Origin of the sequence: Nocardia sp. NPDC050175, from assembly GCF_044459885.1 — a bacterium.
Classification (GTDB): Bacteria; Actinomycetota; Actinomycetes; order Mycobacteriales; family Mycobacteriaceae; genus Nocardia.
Genome location: NZ_JBITJI010000002.1, coordinates 881,224 through 898,530, shown reverse-complemented (window position 1 = coordinate 898,530; position 17,307 = coordinate 881,224). Strand labels below are relative to the sequence as shown.

General features: G+C 67.1%; 11 protein-coding genes. 6 read left to right on the top strand and 5 right to left on the bottom strand.

All coding sequences use genetic code 11. The features are described 5' to 3' along the window. Nucleotides 1-5: 5 nt before the first annotated feature. Both ACIBK2_RS09500 and eccCa read right to left on the bottom strand, forming a co-directional pair. Nucleotides 6-1,454 (bottom strand): type VII secretion-associated protein, encoded by a 1,449-nt coding sequence (locus ACIBK2_RS09500; RefSeq protein WP_396965382.1) that lies wholly within the window; start codon nucleotides 1,452-1,454, stop codon nucleotides 6-8. Further along, nucleotides 1,454-5,488, bottom strand: coding sequence for a type VII secretion protein EccCa (eccCa, locus tag ACIBK2_RS09495; protein ID WP_396965380.1), 4,035 nt, complete (start codon nucleotides 5,486-5,488; stop codon nucleotides 1,454-1,456). The genes ACIBK2_RS09500 and eccCa overlap by 1 nt, the downstream gene beginning before the upstream one ends. A gap of 203 nt (nucleotides 5,489-5,691) precedes the next feature. Between eccCa and eccD the strand changes: the two genes are divergently transcribed. The 3 genes from eccD (at nucleotide 5,692) to ACIBK2_RS09480 (ending at nucleotide 10,154) form a co-directional block, all read left to right on the top strand. Beyond that, nucleotides 5,692-7,158, top strand: a complete 1,467-nt coding sequence (gene eccD / locus ACIBK2_RS09490) for a type VII secretion integral membrane protein EccD (RefSeq protein WP_396965378.1) — start codon at nucleotides 5,692-5,694, stop codon at nucleotides 7,156-7,158. Beyond that, the gene (mycP, locus tag ACIBK2_RS09485; RefSeq protein WP_396965376.1) at nucleotides 7,155-8,570 is read left to right on the top strand and encodes a type VII secretion-associated serine protease mycosin; all 1,416 of its coding nucleotides are present in this window, start codon (nucleotides 7,155-7,157) and stop codon (nucleotides 8,568-8,570) included. The genes eccD and mycP overlap by 4 nt, the downstream gene beginning before the upstream one ends. A 777-nt stretch (nucleotides 8,571-9,347) precedes the next feature. Then, on the top strand, nucleotides 9,348-10,154 hold the full coding sequence (locus ACIBK2_RS09480) for a potassium channel family protein (RefSeq protein ID WP_396965374.1): 807 nt from the start codon (nucleotides 9,348-9,350) through the stop codon (nucleotides 10,152-10,154). Here the strand turns inward: ACIBK2_RS09480 and eccB are convergent, their stop codons facing one another. Continuing rightward, nucleotides 10,155-11,645 (bottom strand): type VII secretion protein EccB, encoded by a 1,491-nt coding sequence (gene eccB / locus ACIBK2_RS09475; RefSeq protein ID WP_396965372.1) that lies wholly within the window; start codon nucleotides 11,643-11,645, stop codon nucleotides 10,155-10,157. Nucleotides 11,646-11,757: 112 nt separating this feature from the next. Here eccB and eccE point away from each other — a divergent pair, with 112 nt between their 5' ends. Then, nucleotides 11,758-13,410 (top strand): type VII secretion protein EccE, encoded by a 1,653-nt coding sequence (eccE, locus tag ACIBK2_RS09470; RefSeq protein WP_396965370.1) that lies wholly within the window; start codon nucleotides 11,758-11,760, stop codon nucleotides 13,408-13,410. A gap of 270 nt (nucleotides 13,411-13,680) precedes the next feature. Here eccE and ACIBK2_RS09465 read toward each other — a convergent pair whose 3' ends face one another. After that, nucleotides 13,681-14,241 (bottom strand): NADPH-dependent FMN reductase, encoded by a 561-nt coding sequence (locus ACIBK2_RS09465; protein ID WP_396965368.1) that lies wholly within the window; start codon nucleotides 14,239-14,241, stop codon nucleotides 13,681-13,683. Nucleotides 14,242-14,285: 44 nt separating this feature from the next. Here ACIBK2_RS09465 and ACIBK2_RS09460 point away from each other — a divergent pair, with 44 nt between their 5' ends. Together ACIBK2_RS09460 and ACIBK2_RS09455 are read left to right on the top strand one after the other, a co-directional pair. Beyond that, a complete protein-coding gene (locus ACIBK2_RS09460; RefSeq protein ID WP_396965366.1) occupies nucleotides 14,286-15,119 on the top strand; it encodes an NAD(P)H-binding protein in 834 nt (277 codons plus the stop codon). A gap of 105 nt (nucleotides 15,120-15,224) precedes the next feature. Further along, nucleotides 15,225-16,214, top strand: a complete 990-nt coding sequence (locus ACIBK2_RS09455; RefSeq protein WP_396965364.1) for a GAF domain-containing protein — start codon at nucleotides 15,225-15,227, stop codon at nucleotides 16,212-16,214. Between the two features lie 3 nt (nucleotides 16,215-16,217). On the opposite strand, the gene ACIBK2_RS09450 is transcribed toward ACIBK2_RS09455, so the two are convergent. Next, nucleotides 16,218-17,282, bottom strand: a complete 1,065-nt coding sequence (locus ACIBK2_RS09450; protein ID WP_396965362.1) for an NAD-dependent epimerase/dehydratase family protein — start codon at nucleotides 17,280-17,282, stop codon at nucleotides 16,218-16,220. Nucleotides 17,283-17,307: the final 25 nt, after the last annotated feature.

Below are 17,307 nucleotides of genomic sequence, written 5' to 3'. Positions count from 1 at the left end.
AGAATTCACTGAATCACGCGGACCGAACTACCGAAGTTCTCGCACGCAGTCGATAAAGACTGCCAATCATTGTCGGCATACTGACAGCCGATACTGACCTGAATTCCATACTCCAACAGCACATGCCAGCGAACCGTCGAGCCGTCACCGGGGCGTTCGTTGTAGGCGAGAGTAGAGCGCCCGCCATAGACGACGTCGCGTTTCAGGTCGGACATCACGCCAGCGGGGCGCTGACTCATCTGGGTCTCGAGCTTCGCCGCGACCTGCTCATAGCTCGCGCCAGGAGCAACCGGGGTTTGCGTCACTGTGACGCGTAGGCGGGCGCCGTTGTCCGGGGACAGATCCACTCGGGACTTGCCGGTGGCGTCGGGTGCCGACGCGATGTGCCAGCCATCGGGGACTTGAAAGCGTATGCGGCCATACGTTTCCGGCCCGGCAGCGGTGGTCGTCGCGGCAGCACTGGTCGTCGGTGCTGCGGCACTGCTGCTCGGCGCCGCTGTATTAGCGGCAGGAGTGTCGTCCGAGCGATTCAGCAGCACAACGCCGCCGACGACAACGGCCGCAACCACGACCACCGCGGCGATGGCCGCGCCGACATAACCGAGGCCACTGCGGGGCGGCCGCTGGGCGGCGGCGCGTTCACGCAGCGGCTGCATCCACTCGGTCTGCGACAGGACGGACGGCACCTCCGGCTGGTGCAACGGTTCCGTCTGATGACCGCGAATGAGCTCGGGCCCGGTGAGTGCCCGCAGCCCGACACCCGCACCGCACCGCTGTTGAACGGCGGCGCGGAGGAGATCAAGTTTCCCCGCATCGGTGACACCGACGGTTTGCGCAAGGTCGGCGGGCTGCCCGTCGAGCACCCGGTCGATCAACGCACACAGGGCGGTGAAGCCGTGCGATTCCGGAAGTACCTCGGCGAGCGCGAGAGCTGGCTGGTGCTCACAGGATTCGATGTGCACACCCTGATGGCTGCGGATGACCGCGGTGGCCGTGGTGGTGAGGGCACCGAACTCCAGCACCAGCGTGCGGCGGCTGTGGCTGGTGCCCTCGTCCGCCGAGACGGCCCGCACCGCCAGGTCCTCGAACACGACGTCCGCGGTGAACCGACGAGCCACCTGGTCCAGCACGGAGCGACGTGACGCGCCCCATTCCGTCGGGCAGATCAGGCTGATCCGCTCACACGGCGCGGCGACGCGCAGATTCTCCAGCACGGCGGCGAACACCGCGGTCAGCGCGTCGACAACAGACGGGACGCGCGGCAGCAACGCGACAGCCTCGGCAGCCACATACTGCACCGCGGAACTCACCTGGGTCGGCGGCGTCAGCGACTCCCCGACCACCAGATCGAACCCGTTGCTGCCCAACACGATCGAGGGCGGCACATCCCAGTGCGTCGTCGCGCCACGCGCCCAGACGCGCGTGTCGGTGACAACCAGCTCGACGGTGGACATCAGTTCTGCGGCGGCGTCCAGGCCGTCTGGATCAAACCCTCGAAGTTTCGAGTGACATACGTGCCGCGCCCCGGAGGCATCGAGCTCGGCCGCGTCACACCCATCAGCACACCCTCGTCACGGCTGCAGCTCATGATCAGACCGGCCGATCCGAGGTCCTTCATCCTGGCGAGCGTCGCCTCGAACATGGCCCGGCCCGCGCCACCCGAGCGCCGGGCGATGATCAGGTGGAAACCCAGGTCACGGGCGTGCGGCAGATGCTCGAGCAAAGCTTGCACCGGATTGCCCTGCGACGTGGACACCAGGTCGTAGTCGTCGATCACCACATACAACTCGGGCCCGCTCCACCACGAGCGTTCCCGCAGTTGCTGCGGCGTCACGTCCGCGCCCGGCGTCCTGTTGCTGACGTACGCGGCGAGATCGGCCATATTCTGGGTGAATTGGGGCGCGGTCGAGCCGTATCCGGCCAGGAAGCCCTCCGGCACCATGCCGAGCATCGAGCGCCGATAGTCGCCCATGATGATCCGCGCCTGGTCCGGAGTGTTCGACGCGCAGATGCCCTCGACGATGGAGCGCAGCAGCGCCGTCTTTCCCTTCTCTGTATCGCCGATGATGATGAAGTGCGGGCTCTCGGCGAAGTCGATGTAGACCGGCGCCAGCTCGGCTTCGTTGATACCGATAGGGATTCGCATGCACTTGGCCGACTGATCGACCTGGGACGGCCAGTTCCCGGCCAGGTAGAGCAGCTGCTCGCGCAGCAACTCCTCGGGCAGCATGCGCACCGACGGTGCCGGCCGGCCCGGGGTCAACCGGGCAATGGTCGCGACCGCATCGCCGACGGCCTGGCCGATATCGGTCGGGTCCGAGCTGCCATCGATGCGCGGCAGACCGGTCAGCATGTGCAGACAGTCCGGCGTCATACCGCGGCCGGGACGGGCCTGCGGAACCATCGAGGCGAACTTGCGACCGAGGTCGGAGTCCATCGGATCACCAAGGCGCAGTTCAATTCTGGTGGCGATCTGATCCTTCAGCGCGGGCCGCGCCTCGCGCCAGCCTGCCAGCGCGATGACGATGTGCACGCCATACGACAGACCCTGCACCGCCAGGTTCATGATCGTCTGTTCGAGCGCCTCGAAGTCCTGGCGAATGGAGCCGAAGCCGTCGATCACCAGGAACACGTCGCCGAACGGATCCTCGTGCGCGCCGGTCGCGGCCGGGCTGCTGGACGGATCCATGGCGCGCAGGCGGCGGAACTCGGTCATCGACTCGATGCCGAGCTGTCGGAATCGCGCCTCGCGCGTCCGCACGATGGTGGTCATCTCGGCGACGGTGCGCCGGACCTGGTCGCCGTCCAATCGGCTTGCGACAGAACCGACATGCGGTAGACCCTGCAGGCTCATCAGCGTGCCACCACCGAAGTCGAGGCAGTAGAACTGCACCTGCTCGGCGGTGTGCGTGAGCGACATCGCCATGATCAGCGTGCGCAGCGCGGTCGACTTGCCCGACTGCGGGCCGCCGACGACGGCGACGTTGCCGCGAGCACCGGACAGGTCGACGACCATCGGGTCACGCCGCTGGTCGTATGGCCGGTCGACGATGCCGATCGGCGCGCGCAGCGTGGCCACCGCGGCGTACTCGCCGGTGAGGATGGAGCGCGGGATGAGCTGGTCGAGCGTCGGCGCCTCGTCCAGCGGCGGCAGCCAGATCTCGTGCGCGGGGCGGCCGTGGCCGTTGATCCGCGAGACCAGCATGTGCACGTTGGAGACCTGTTCGCCGTCGTCGCTCTGCTGCTCGCTTTCGCCGGGTTCGGCGGGCAGCGGAACCCGGTCGATCGCCCGGAAATCCACGTGGGTGGCGGTGAACGGCCGCGCCTTGATATCGATGTCGCCGGATTGGGTGGCGACGGTGATGTCGCGCTGCGAGCCGCCGCCGACGTAGGCGCCGGAGACGTAGGAGGCCTGGAACCGGACGATCTCGCCGGAGTCCGACTTCAGGTAACCGCCACCGGGGTTGTTCGGCAGGTTGTAGGCGTCGGGCACGCCGAGCACCTGACGGGATTCGTTGGCGGAGAAGGTCTTCAGACCGATCCGATAGGAGAGGTGGCTCTCCAGGCCCTTCAGCTTGCCCTCTTCGAGGCGCTGCGAGGCGAGCAACAGGTGCACGTGCAGCGAGCGGCCGAGCCGGCCGATCATCACGAACAGTTCCGCGAAATCCGGGTGCTGGGTGAGCAGTTCGGAGAACTCGTCGAGCACCACGAACAGCGCGGGCAGCGGATCCAGGTCGGCGCCCGCCGCGCGGGCCTTCTCGTATTCGGAGACGTTGGCGAAGTTGCCCGCGGCGCGCAGCACCTCCTGGCGGCGGTTCATCTCACCGGCCAGCGCGTCCTTCATACGATCGACGAGATCGGCTTCTTCTTCGAGGTTGGTGATGACGGCCGCGACGTGCGGGACGCTGTCCAACCCGAGGAACGTCGCGCCACCCTTGAAGTCGACGAGCACCAGGTTGAGCTGGTCCGGCGAGTGCGTGGCGAGCAGGCTGAGCACCAGCGTGCGCAGGAACTCCGACTTACCGGAACCGGTGGCGCCGATGCACAGGCCGTGCGGGCCCATGCCGTTCTCGGCGGCTTCCTTGATATCGAGTTCGACGGGCAGGCCGTCGGCGCCGACGCCGAAGGCCACCCGCAGCCGTTCCCGGCCGTAGCGCGGACGCCAGGCGTGTTCGGGGTTGAACATGCCGATGTCGCCGAGGCCCATCAGCTGGCTCCAGGTCGAAATCACCTCGGAGTCATCGGTTTCCACGTCGCTGCTGCGCTGGGTCGCCGCGCGGTAGGGCGCGAGCCTGCGGGCCACCTGCTGCGCCTGCTGCGGGCTGATCCGGTCGATCAGCGCGAAGCGCTCCTGGTTGCCGGTCGCGCCGCGGCCGACGCACTCGCCGTTCTCCACGATCATCTTGATGCCGCGCGACACCGCCAACCGCGGTGCGTACCCGCACAGGTCGATGATGGTGACGCCCTCGTAGCCGGATTCGCGCAGCTGATCGTCCTCGGCCTCCAGCAGGCCGCCGTCGACGATGATCACGATGTGCACCATGTTCGCGTTGGCGGGCTGGTTACGCGAGTAGCGGACCCGGTTGCCGAGCAGCGGCTGCAGGCCGGCCATGGCTTCCCGGATCGAGCCGTAGAACATGCGCTGGGTGCCGATGCCGTCTTGCGCGTCGGGGTGCTGGGTGTGCGGGAGCCACTTGGTCCACTCCCATTCGCGCGCGGTGTCCGGACCGCAGACCACCGCGAACAGCACCTGGTCCGGCGCCTGGAACATGCTGAGCTGCAACAGCATCGCGCGGGTCATGTCCCTGGCCTCGACCCGGTCGCCGTCCAGGGCGATGGTCGCGAAGCCCTTGACCGCGATCGCGGTCGGCAGGTCGGGCACGGTCGAGTGCGCGCGCACGAAGCGGCGCAGCGAGACGGCCGCGATCGGCTCCAGCTCTTCGACCGGTCCGGTCTCCGGCGCGACCAGGCGGGTCGCCAGCCGCTGGCCGCCGACGCCGATGCGGGCGTGGCAGAAGTCCTTGTCGCCGGCCCGGCGCTCCCACATGCGGCTGGTGCCGGCGAGCATCCAGATCAGGGTGGGCTCGGGGTGGCTCCACTCGACCGAGGCGCGCTGCTGGGTGGCCGTGGTGTCGACGTCGCGGCGCACCTGGTCCAGATAACGCAGATAGTCCTTGCGGTCCTCGTTCGCCTCGGCGGCCTTGGCGCCCTTGCCGCCGCCCTGGCCCGCGAACATGCCGACCATCGAGAACATCATCATGAGCGGGAACATCATGCTCATCGGATTCGACCCGATGCCACCGCCCTGGGTGAACATCAGCGCCATCATGCCGACCATGCCGATGATCATCACGACCGGCATCAGCTTCATCAGCAGGTTGCCCGGCGTCACCCGGGGGATCTCGGGCGGCGGCTGCAGGGTGACCTCGCCACCGGGCGAGCGCGGCATCTCCCGGCGCGCGCGTCGCTGGAACCGGACGGTACTCATTCCTGCACCTCGCCGGCGCTCGGTTCCCTCATGGTGCGAGAATCCCCCTCCTCGACTGCTGTGATTCCGGCTCAGTGTAGAGGCCGCCGCCGACATGTCGTACAGTTCGACCAGCATTCTGCTGCCCGAACCGTGGGTTCGCAAACTCGACGTAGGGTCTCGGGTTTGCGAAAATACGAGGTAGAAGACGAGTTGGGGGAAGCTTGACGCACGCGCGACTTGACCACATCGATGAAAACTCCTCGCACGGCATCGTGCGCGCACCGGATCTTGCCCGGGTGACCATTCTCGCCAAGCACACCCAGGTGGATATGGCGATCCCGGTGGACGTGCCTGTCGCACTGGTGATCCCGAGCGTCGTCGACATGGTCGCACAGCACAGCCGTACCAACGACTTCGACAACGAGGGCGAGCGCTTCGAGCCCGCCGAGTGGGTGCTGGCCCGGATCGGTCACCCGCCGTTCTCCAATTCGCTCAGCCTCGGCGAGCACGGCGTCCGCGACGGCGAGCTGCTCATGCTGGAGAGCGCCTCGCACACCGCGCCGACGCCGCTGTTCGACGACATCATGTACAACGTCGCGATCGCCGACACCGACCATTACCGCAGCTGGACCCCGAAGGTCGCGCGGATCACCGGTTCGGTGCTCGCCGCGCTCACCATGCTGGTCGGCTGTCTCGGCCTGCTGCTCGCGCCCGGTTCGCTGCCCTACTGGGTCAGCGGTTCGGTCGCCCTGGCCGTGACGATCCTGCTCGTGGTCGCGGCCATGGTGCTCAGCCGGATGTACGGCGACACCTCGACCGCCCTGGTCCTCGGCGGCTGCGCGCTACCGACCGCCTTCACCGCGGGCATGCTCTACGTGCCCGACCACTACGGCTGGCCGCACCTGCTGCTCGGCTCCGTATTGCTCGGCGCCACAGCGGTATTGGCGTGGCGAGTCAGCGGCGTCGGCCTCGCCCTGTTCATCGGCGCGACCACCCTCGCGGTGTATGCGGTCCCCGCCGCCCTGGTCGGCCTGCTCACCGCACAGCCGGAACGCGCGATCGGCGCGGGCGCCGCGGCCCTCGGACTCGCCGGACTCGCCATGGGACCGCGCATCTCCATGCTGCTGTCCAAACTGCCGCTGCCGCCGGTCCCCTCCCCCGGCACCCCGATCGACCCGACCGAGGACGATCCCGACGATCACCGCGCCCTGCCCACCATGGAGGCCCTGCGGGTCAAGTCGGAGCGCGCCCGCATGTACCTGGCCGGGCTCGTCGCGGCGACCACCCTGGTCACCGTCGTCGGCGCACTGGCCGCGACCGACCCGATGGCCGACGACCCGTACTGGCAGGGCATCGCCCTCGCCCTGGTGTGCGCCGTAGTCCTGATGTTCCGCAGCCGCACCTACGCGGGCGCCGAACAAGCCGTCGTCCTGATCGCGGGCGGCGCGGGCATCGTGCTGATCATGTTGATCGGCGCCAGCTTCGAGATGGATCAGCCACTCGCGGTCTTCGGCACCGCCATGGTCATCCTGATCGCCGCCCTCATCTTCGGCATCATCATCCCCAACCAATCCGCCACCCCACCCATGCGCCGCGGCGTCGAACTCCTCGAATACGCCTTCGTCGCCGCCGTCCTCCCCCTCGTCTTCTGGGTAGCCGGCCTCTACTCCCTCGTCCGCGGGCTGTGAACCGGATCCTGCGCACCAGCGCAGCGGCAGTAGTGCTCGCACTGAGCATGTCGTTCGGGCTGGGCGCGAGTCAGGGTGTGGCACACGCGGATCGGCCGCCGCCGGTCGACCCGAGCAAACTGCTACCCGGAGACCCCGCGCGACCGCCGGACAAGACCGAGCACCCCGCCAACTCGCCCTGTGCGTCTACCCAGCAGGGCGGGGACGGTCCTGCCACTCCGATACCGCAACTTGCACTCAACATAAACCGTGCATGGGATTTCTCCCGGGGCGAAGGCCAACTCATCGCAGTCATCGATACAGGTGTCACCCGCCATCCCCGTCTGCCCAACCTGGAGGCAGGCGGCGACTATGTGGCAGATGGTGGTGACGGTGTCAGCGAAGACTGCGACGGACACGGGACGGTCGTCGCCGGCATAATCGGCGCGAAACCAATAGATGGACAAGGCTTTCACGGTGTCGCACCCGACGCGCGGATCGTGTCGATTCGCCAAACCAGCAAGTACTACGACATACCGGGCCGACCAGACAGGAAGCCTGAAGATCCAGCCGAGGGATACGGCAACATCAACGCACTTGCCTCAGCGATCCGTCGGGCCGCCGACATGCACGCCTCGGTCATCAACATCTCGCTGGTCTTGTGCGTACCGGGCGACACCCAACCCGATGACAGCGCAGTTGGCGCGGCAGTGCGCTACGCGACCTTGGAACAGAATTCCGTCGTGGTGACGGCCGCCGGTAACACCGATGGCAAATGCAAGCCGAGTAACCCGGACGTCATCAACCCGCTCCACCCGGAAAGCGACCCGTGGAAGAACGTGACAACCAACGTCACACCTGCGCGTTTCGATGACTACGTACTATCGGTCGGATCCATCAATCAGAATGGCGCACCGTCGGATTTCACCGTGCCAGGTCCCTGGGTTGGCGTAGCCGCGCCCGGCGAGGACATAGTCTCGCTCGACGCGCGTGGCAACGGTACTGTTACCGGCCTCTACGACAAAGGGCAGCTGATCCCGCTCAAAGGCACTAGCTTTGCTGCACCTTACGTATCCGGCGTGGTCGCACTGGTTCGTGCCCGCTTCCCTGAACTCAGCGCAATCGAGGTGATCAAACGCATCGAGGCCACCGCGCACGCGCCAGGCGGGGGCTGGAATCCGTACGTCGGCTATGGCGCAATCGATCCGATCGCGGCGCTGACCGCCGAAACCACGAAACCTCTTCCCCCGAAACAGCCCTCCGCTCCCAAACAGGTACAGCTGGCGGTCCCCGCACCAACCCCGCCGCCGGACAATCGGGCCCGCAATATCGCCCTGATCGGCAGCGGCACCGTCGCCATCCTGCTAATCCTGGGCATGCTCGCGTCATTCCCGATCCGCCGCCGATTCGGCATCTCCGGCGACGATATGTAGCACGGCGCAGTTGTTGCCAGTTCGCTTTGGCGGCGAATAGCATACGGACACTAAATGACCCCCGGTCTCGAACCGGGGGTCATTTCATAATCAAGCTACGCCCCTCTGTGCCGCAGGCCGACCATGTCGCAGATTCGACAATCGGTAGCGACTGGGATCAGTGAGTGCGAGACTAGGAAACGTACCTCTTCTGCACGTAGTATCCACCCGCTCCGGCACCGTCGAACACACATTGTATGGAATAGCCCCCCAGGTTCATATCGCTCCCAGGGGACCGATCTGGCTCTTGATTCCGCATGTTCTGCGCCACCTGTTCACACGTCCTCTTCTCCATATTCGGCGTAACCCGGTAAGGGTCGTAGGTGTCCGCATTCGCGAGGCCGGCGGTAGCAAGTAACACTCCGCCCGCTACAGCGACCATAGACATGGACGCGATCGCCCTCGGCGTGTTCTTCATCTTAGATCCCCTCTTCTTCAGTTGACCGAGCGACCATCTCGCTCCAGATTTCGACTGAGATCGTGGCCCAGATTTCATAACTACGCCGCCCCACCCGAAACTTGTTCTGACACTTGGTATGACGCAGCAAGATCGCGATCGGTTCCATCGATTCGGGGACTTCTTTGGTCTGGTCGGCGCAGCGAATGTTCCGTCGACGCACTCGGCTCGGCTCGGCGACTCACGCGGGCTGACGAAATATCAGGTGCGGTGCCTGTAGCGTCTGCACGGCAAACTGCGGTACACAGGGTGCCGGATCCGAATCGACGCAGGTAGTTCCCATGGAGCAGCAAGAACAAGCAGTCAGCAGCGCGCTCGCTGAGCAGGGGCGCAGTCGCAGGCAGGCGTGGGAGCAGGTCACCGCGGTGCCGATGGTGGTGCTCGCGGTGCTGTTTCTCGGCGTCTACGCCTGGTTCGTGCTCGACACCGGTGCCTCGCCACAGTTGGATGCCTGGCTCGAACGGGTAGACGTGGTGATCTGGGTGCTGTTCGCCGCCGACTTTCTGATGCGGTTCGGGTTGTCCACTCGCCGTTGGCAATTCCTGCGCACACATCCGGTGGAACTGTTGATCGTGCTCGTTCCACCGTTCCGCCCGCTGCGGCTGGTGCGGGCGGCGGTGCTGGTGCTCGGCACCCTGAACCGGCATACCCTGACGCACCGAACCCGGCTTTCGGTGTTCGTCGGCGCCAGCTCGGTGCTGATCCTATTCCTGTGCAGCCTGGCCTTTTTCGACGCCGAGTACGGCGTCGAGGGCAGCAAAGTGCTGAATTTCGGTGACGCACTGTGGTGGTCGGCCGTCTCGGTCACGACGGTCGGTTACGGCGACGTCTACCCGGTCACCGTCGAAGGCAGGCTGATCTCCCTGGTGCTGATGACCTTCGGCATCGGCATCATCTCCTTCGCCATCGGCACCACCACCAGCTGGGTGATCGATCAGCTGAAGACCGTCGAGGAGTCCGCCGACCGCACCGATCGCGAGATGACGGTGCTGGTCGAGGAGATTCGTGCGTTGCGCGCGGAGGTCGCCGCGCTACACGCGAACCGCCCCGCGGAAACCTCGAATTCCGTTGGTGCGGACGGCCGATAGCTACTTCGCCGAGGCGACCGGCTGCTTGGCCGGGCTCGGGTCAGGTGCCATACCGTCGTGCGCGACCATCGCTTCTTCGCGGCCCATGGTCGGTCCGCCCGCGAGTAGACCGACGATCGGCCACGGTGCGGGTTCCGGCGTCACGCCGCCTTCGATGTCCATCCCCAGCGCTTTCGCCGCATCCTTGTTCTTGATGCCGAAGCGCACGCCGGTGTCGGAAATGTAGAACAAGCTGTCCTTGCGACGGCTGTCGACTTCGATGCCGGTGGTTTGGACGAAGGCACCCGAGCCCGGCTTGAAGTACACCGAGTCGACGTTGTCGCCCTTGCCGTCGGCCTGCGCGAGCGGGACGAGCTTGGCACTCTTCGGCATCGGGAGTTCGGTGGCGTCGATCACCGACAGCTTCGCGCGTACGGCGACGTCAGCATTACCTGCCGCGCCGGCGACCGGCTGCCAAGACAGGCAGCTCACCGGACGAGAGTTGGACTGGACGATCGTCGGCGTGGTCACCGGGTACGTGCTCACCTGCAAAGCATTGGACGGCGGCGGCAGCGTCACCTCGTTGTCGCTGACGGCCGTTCCGTGGTCCGGGTTTCGCTGCGATGCCCGAATGATATCGGCAGTCAGCGGGCTGATCGGCTGCAATCCATCCCGTAGCAACACGTAGTTCTGATCTGCCTTACCGGAGCGCTGAATTACCGTACCGATCTTCAGATTGTTGATCGTGTAGCCGTTGGGAATCCCGCCTGGATCGGCGATCTTCGGCGGCTCGATCGGCGCTACTTCCGGAATGGAGTTCAGCAGCCCCTCGCTGATGGGGCGCGGCGTCGCGCCGCGGATCTTCAACGGCTCCGTGACGTACGGGTCGTTCATATCCACGCGCGCTCGCGTGTTGTTCCACACCAGGTAGGTCGCAGTCTTGCCCTTCACCAGCAACGCCTGGTCTTTGCCCAGCTCCGATGCCCTATCGCTGAGCTCGAGGTCGCCGATCAACACGGAGGTGGTGCGGTCGTCGCTGCCATCGGTCTTCAACGAATCACAGACGGTCCAGCTCCGCCCCTTGCCCGCTTTATCGAAAATCAACGAGCTGGGCGCACCGGGGATGCCGATGAGCTGGCCGCGCGGCTTCTTGCCGAGCTCGGAGTCCTTGACGATCGTGGGCTTGGCCGCGCTGTCCGCGGCCAAGCGGGCCGAGGCGAGGTTGAGGGTGGGGTACACGACATCGTCGATCTGCACGTAGACGCCGCCGGATTCCTTCGCGATCAGGATCTTGTTGTCGCCGATCTTGTCCTGCGGACGCAGCAACGCCAGGACACCACAACCGGCCAACACGACGATCGCCAAAACCAGCCCGGCCGCGTACGCCCGCGACTGCGAGCGCATCGGGTCGTGCAGCATCCGCACGTCCCGGCGGACCAGGGCGTGCTCCATCCGGCGGACCAGAAAGCGGTAGCCGCTGACCTGCCACCGAGTGGTGGGTTTTGAAGGCATTATTCCTCCCCCGAACAGTGCTCACGTTCGCGCAACACAGTACAGTTCCCGAGGACTCTTGTTCAGCTCGGCCACTATTAAAGGGCCGACACCGGGTACTTGGGGGACGACGATGGCGGAACCTGCCGGGGCGGGACCACGGCCGCTCTTTGGCCGAATCTCGCTGCAGAATCTGTTGATTGCGCAGGTCATCGGCTTTATCGCAGGCGTGGTGGCGTTGCTCGCCGGACTACAGCCGCTGATCGCGCTCGGGGTGGGCATCGTCGTCGCGCTGATTCCGCTGATCCCGATCGCCAAGCGCACCGTGCTGGACTGGATCGCGACCTGGTGGCGCTACCTCACCAAGCGTGAGTACACGATCGGCCAGACCGTCGACTACCGCGGCACCGACGGGCGCTCGCTCGGGCTGTACTGGGAGGGCAGCCGGGTGGTCACGGTCGTCGAGGTGCTCGCGCCGCCCGGCGGGCTGACCAGGATCGCCCGCAACACCGTGCACGCCTCGCACCTGCTGCCGCTGCCGGAACTGGCGAAATGCCTCAGCCAGCACGACATCCTGCTGAGCGGCATCGACATTGTCAGCCACGGACACCGCAGCAGGTCGGGTACCCCTGCGGGCAAGATCTACGAGTCGCTGCTCGGGCCGCTGCCCGCCACCGCACATCGCACCGTCTGGTTGGCGATCAGTTTCGACGCGGTGGCCTGTCCGGAAGCCGCCGCCCGGCGTGGTGGCGGCGCGGAGGGCGCGTCCCGCGCGGTCACCATCGCGACCCAGCGCATCATGCGCACGCTCGAAGACGCCGACTGCAACGCGCGCATCCTGACCGCGCCGGAAATCCGCAAAGCGGTTCTCCAGATCACCAGCGGCTTCGACCCGCGCACCCTCGAACATCGTTGGCGCTACGCCGAAATCGGCAACAGCGTGAACATCGGCATGGCTGTCGACCCGAAGCGGCTCGGCTCGGACCTGCTCGCGCAGCTGTGGGTGGCGCCGTCGCGCGGCACCACCGTTGCGGTGCGGCTGCGGCCGGGTAGCTCGGCCGAGTCGGTGAGCATCGGCGCCGCGTGGCGGCTGACCGCGCGGGAACTGCCGGAGCGCAGCAAGCTTTCCGGCATGGTGTCGATGCACGGGCGGCACCGCGACGGGCTGCTCGCCCACCTGCCGCTGGCCGTGCCCGGCGTGGACGCCACCGTGCCGATGAGCGAATACCCGATCGACGTGATCGACGCGCTACACCTGCCGTCCTCCGGCTGCGGGCAGCTGATCGGCTCCGACGACGAGGGCAACGGCGTCGCGGTCCGCATCGTCGGCGCGGGCATCTCGACCGTCTACGTGGCCGGAGAGCTCTATCTCGCACAGCAATTGGTGTTCCGCGCGCTCGCGGTCGGCGAGCGCATCCTGATCCGCACCGACCGCGCGCACGCCTGGGAAAACCTGGTCACCACCATCGGCAACCCCGAGCGGCTCACCCTCGCGGTCGAAACCCACCAGTCCGACGCGGGTTTCACCGCGACCGTGGTGGACGGCGTCCTCGCACCCGCGCCGCACGCCGGTGTCACCACCATCTACGTCACCGGCGACCCGATGGGCTGGCCCGCCACCCGCCCCGACCTCGCCATCCACCAGCCCCAAGCGATCGGCAACCACGTCATCCTGCGCACCGGCACCGCCCAGGTAGACCTCACCCTCGTCTCCATCCCCCGCGAAGCCACCTACATCGGCCACCCCCGCGGCCGCCGTGGCACCCCCGTCCCGAGCGCAGGCTGACCCGCGCGATGGCAACCAACGTGCCGCGCGCGTTCCAGTGCGGCGCGCACGAATTCGCCAGCAATTTCGTGCGCGGCCGAACAACCAGTGCGCCGCAGGCACATTGATGCGCAGCACGCTAATCGGTGCGTGGCCGACGGCCGCGTGACGCAAGAGTGTCGTATCCGCCCCCGCTGCGCGCGTTATCTCGTGGCGCGCGCGAAATTGCCGACCAATTCGTGCGCGGCGAGAGGATTGGTGCGCGGCGAGCGAGCCTGTGTGCGGCAGTGGTCAGGCGGGGTAGGGGTCGGTGGTTCGGGCGGTGCGGAGAGTTCTTGCCCACCAGGACAATTGGCGGAGCATGCGTTCTGCGGCGTCGATGGCGGCGCCGTCCTTGGTTTCGCCTGCGGCGTCGAATTGGCGCTTGGCCTGGTGGAAGCTGACGGTTTCGCGGAGCGAGACCATGTGGATCTCGGCGACGACCTGACGCAGCTGTTCGACGGCGCGTAGGCCGCCGGAGAGTCCGCCGTAGGAGACGAAACCGATGGGCTTGGCGCGCCATTCGTGTTTGGCGGTGTCGAGGGCGGTCTTCAGGGCGGCGGGGTAGCCGTGGTTGTACTCGGAGGTGATCGCGACGAAGGCGTCCGCGGCGGCCAGGCGGGAGCGGTAGGCCGTGACCTCGGGGGTGTCGGTGAGGTCGGTGGGCAGGTGGGTTTCTGCCAGATCTATGACACCCGTGTCGAATTCGGGATGCGCGCGTAATGTGCGCAGGAACCAGTCGGCGACCACCGGAGCGAACCGCTCCGGACGCACGCTGGCCACGATGACCTCGAGCCGCAACGGAGTGTCCATCGCGTGAGCTTAACGCGGGCGAGACGGTCCGAAAGGAAGACGAAATGATCTTGGTAACCGGCGCCACCGGAAACATCGGCGGCGAACTCGTGCAAGCGCTGAGCGAGTCCGGCACCCAGGTGCGCGCGCTGGTGCGCGATCCGGCGAAGGCCACACTGCCTGCCGGTGTCACGGCGGTGACCGGCGATCTGAACCGCCCGGAGACCCTGGCCGATGCCCTCGACGGAGTGAGCGCGCTGTTTCTGCTGCCGGGCTACGACAACCAGGCCGACTTCCTCGACCGCGCGAAAAAGGCTGGCGTGCAACGGATTGTGCTGCTGTCGAGCGCCGCGGCGGGCCTGCAGGACCTGGACAACGCAGTCTCCCGCTACATGACACTGTCCGAGCAGGCGGTGCGCGAATCCGAACTGGCCTGGACGTTCCTGCGGCCGCGGTCGTTCATGTCGAACGCCCTGCGCTGGCTGCCCCAGCTCGCGGTCGGCGACACGGTCCGGGTGCAGTTCCCCGATGTTCGCGTCGGCGCGATCGATCCCGCCGACATCGCCGCCGTGGCCGCCCTTGCCCTCACCGGCGACGATCTCGACGGCCGAGTCCTGGAGCTGACCGGCCCGCAGGCCTTGCTGCCCGCCGACCAAATCACGGCGCTGGCTGCGGTTTTGGACCGGCAACTGGTCGCGCACGGGCTCACGACCGAGGAGACCAAGGCCGAATTGGCAGCCACCATGCCACAGCATTATGTCGACGCCTTCCTGAGCTTCTTCGCCGACGGCACGCTGAACGAGGAGACGCTGTACCCCACCGTGCGCGACCTCACCGGACGCGCGCCGCGCACCTTCGAACAGTGGGCGCACACGCACGCCGCCGACTTCGCACACTGACCTCGCAACCGGGCCCGGAGCTCGACCCGCACCGCCGAATCAGGCACGATATGCACTGGCTATCAGCCTGACCGTGGCATAGTGTTCGACTCGGGAGGGGGATTTGTGATACTCGGGCGCTGGCTGCTCATCGAAACGCTCGGACACGTCGATACCTGGTCGCTGCTCGCGGTCGGCACGGCGCCGCGCGAATGGAAGTCGTTCCAGCGCGCGGTATCCACGCGATTACAGCCCCTCGTCGCCACCGCCTACACCACCGGTTCGATCGTCGACCAGCAGCTGCCGCAGTCCCGGCACACCTGGTCGGGCCAACGCATCCTGGTGGTACCGCTGCATGGGCCGGACAACCGGGTGCATGCCGTTCGCCTCTGGGTGGGCACTGGCGATCCCCCGCCGCCGGTCGGCGTCGCCGCGTTCGGGGTCGACGCGCGCGCCCGCCGGATCGAGGCCCTCCCGCACGACCTCGGACCGCATTTCGCGCACGACCGCATCGTCTGGATCGGCGCGGAGTCCTTCGAGCTGATCGAAAGATTCGACGGCGCACTCGATCTCGTGGCCACGCTGGCCAGGTCCGCACCCGGCGACCGGTGGCTCGACACGGCGACCGTGCGTGCGCCGACCGGTCCGCGCACGCTGCTGCTCGCCGCCCGCAACCCGGACGAGAACCGGTACCACTGGGTCGGCCTGGCCATCGATGTCACCGACAGTGTTGCGCCGCAACGGAAATCGTTCGAGGCCGCGACCCTCGACCTGCTGCGCGGCGCACAACCGAACCTCTACCTCGCGATCGTCGACCTGGCCCAGGTGCGGCTGATCCGCTGGGTCACCGACCCCGTTCCCGGGCTGCGCTGGGGTCGCGGCACCGACGAACGCACCGTGCCGCACCCTGCCGATCGAGACCGAATCATTGTTGCCCGCAACGACATCCGATCCGGTTCCGAACGGGTGACAATGCCCGGCATGCGCCTGGCCACCGACACCGGCGACTGGCTCATCGCCGACCTGGCGGCCTCACCGCTCCCCGGCGGCAGCACGGGCACACCGGAATTCGCCCTCATCCAACTGGATATCATCGAGCGCCCACCGGCCCGGTGACTGTCAGCCTGCCGTCGCGGCTTCGGCTGAAACCGTCGCGCCTGTCGCCGAAGCCACCTTCGCCGGAGCTGCGGCAACCGGAGCCGCCGTGAACTCGGCCAGCCCCTGTCTCGGCGCCACCACCGCACTGAAACCCAGTGTCCGCCTGGCCCGTTCGGGATCGGCAACGAAATGCCGCACATCGCCGAGGTGATACTCCCCGGTGACCACCGGCGTCGGCCCGCCGCACGCCTTGGCCATGATCGAGGCGACCTCCCACAGCGTGATCGGCCGCCCCGACGCGATATTCAACGGAACGAACCCGGGCAGCGCCCGTTCGATCGCCGCGAGCATGGCCGCGGCGACATCGCGCACATGCACGAAATCCCGAACCTGCCCACCGTCCTCGAACACATGCGGCGCGCGCCCAGCGTCCAGCGCGGCCCGCACCTGGCCGACCATGCCGGCGCGCGCACCGTCGCCGTAGACCTGGTGCAGCCGCAGCGCGGTCACCGCGCCGCCGACGTTCAATCCCCAAGCGAAGGCATAGTTTTCCTGCGCCACCTTGCTCGCGCCGTAGCTCCCGCGCGGGCGCAGCGGCGCATCCTCGTTCACCGGCTCCCAGGTCAGCACATCCCCGGTGCGCGGCGCCCGGTGATCGAACAGACCCCGATCCATATCCGCGCGCCTGCGCACCCCGGGAAAGAACGGCCCGCCGCGCACGCTGCGGTAGCGGCCCTCGCCGTACACGGCGATCGAGGAGGCGAGCACCAGCCGGCGCACCTTCGCCCGCTCCATCGCGCCGAGCAGCGCCGCGGTGCCGAGATCATTGTGCGTCGCGAAGTCGGCCGGGCCGCCCGCGCTGACCGCGGCGAGATGACAGACCACATCGATGCCCGCCAGCAGCGGCACCAGCGCGTCGGCGTCGCGCACGTCCACCCGCGAAACGCCCGCTGGCGGCGCCGCGTCCGGACCGTGCACCGCGTCGAGCATCAGATCGACCGCGATTACCTCATGTCCTGCGGAAGACACGACCTTGCACACGTGTGTTCCGAGGAAACCGGCCGCGCCGGTGACCAGCACTCTCATTCACCGCACCTTTGTTCGGCACCCC

Excerpts from the sequence above, each read along its gene's own strand:
- ACIBK2_RS09500 (WP_396965382.1), bottom strand. The coding sequence starts at position 1,454 with ATGTCCACCGTCGAGCTGGTTGTCACCGACACGCGCGTCTGGGCGCGT.
- eccCa (WP_396965380.1), bottom strand. The coding sequence starts at position 5,488 with ATGAGTACCGTCCGGTTCCAGCGACGCGCGCGCCGGGAGATGCCGCGC.
- ACIBK2_RS09480 (WP_396965374.1), top strand. The coding sequence starts at position 9,348 with ATGGAGCAGCAAGAACAAGCAGTCAGCAGCGCGCTCGCTGAGCAGGGG.
- eccB (WP_396965372.1), bottom strand. The coding sequence starts at position 11,645 with ATGCCTTCAAAACCCACCACTCGGTGGCAGGTCAGCGGCTACCGCTTT.
- eccE (WP_396965370.1), top strand. The coding sequence starts at position 11,758 with ATGGCGGAACCTGCCGGGGCGGGACCACGGCCGCTCTTTGGCCGAATC.
- ACIBK2_RS09465 (WP_396965368.1), bottom strand. The coding sequence starts at position 14,241 with ATGGACACTCCGTTGCGGCTCGAGGTCATCGTGGCCAGCGTGCGTCCG.
- ACIBK2_RS09460 (WP_396965366.1), top strand. The coding sequence starts at position 14,286 with ATGATCTTGGTAACCGGCGCCACCGGAAACATCGGCGGCGAACTCGTG.
- ACIBK2_RS09450 (WP_396965362.1), bottom strand. The coding sequence starts at position 17,282 with ATGAGAGTGCTGGTCACCGGCGCGGCCGGTTTCCTCGGAACACACGTG.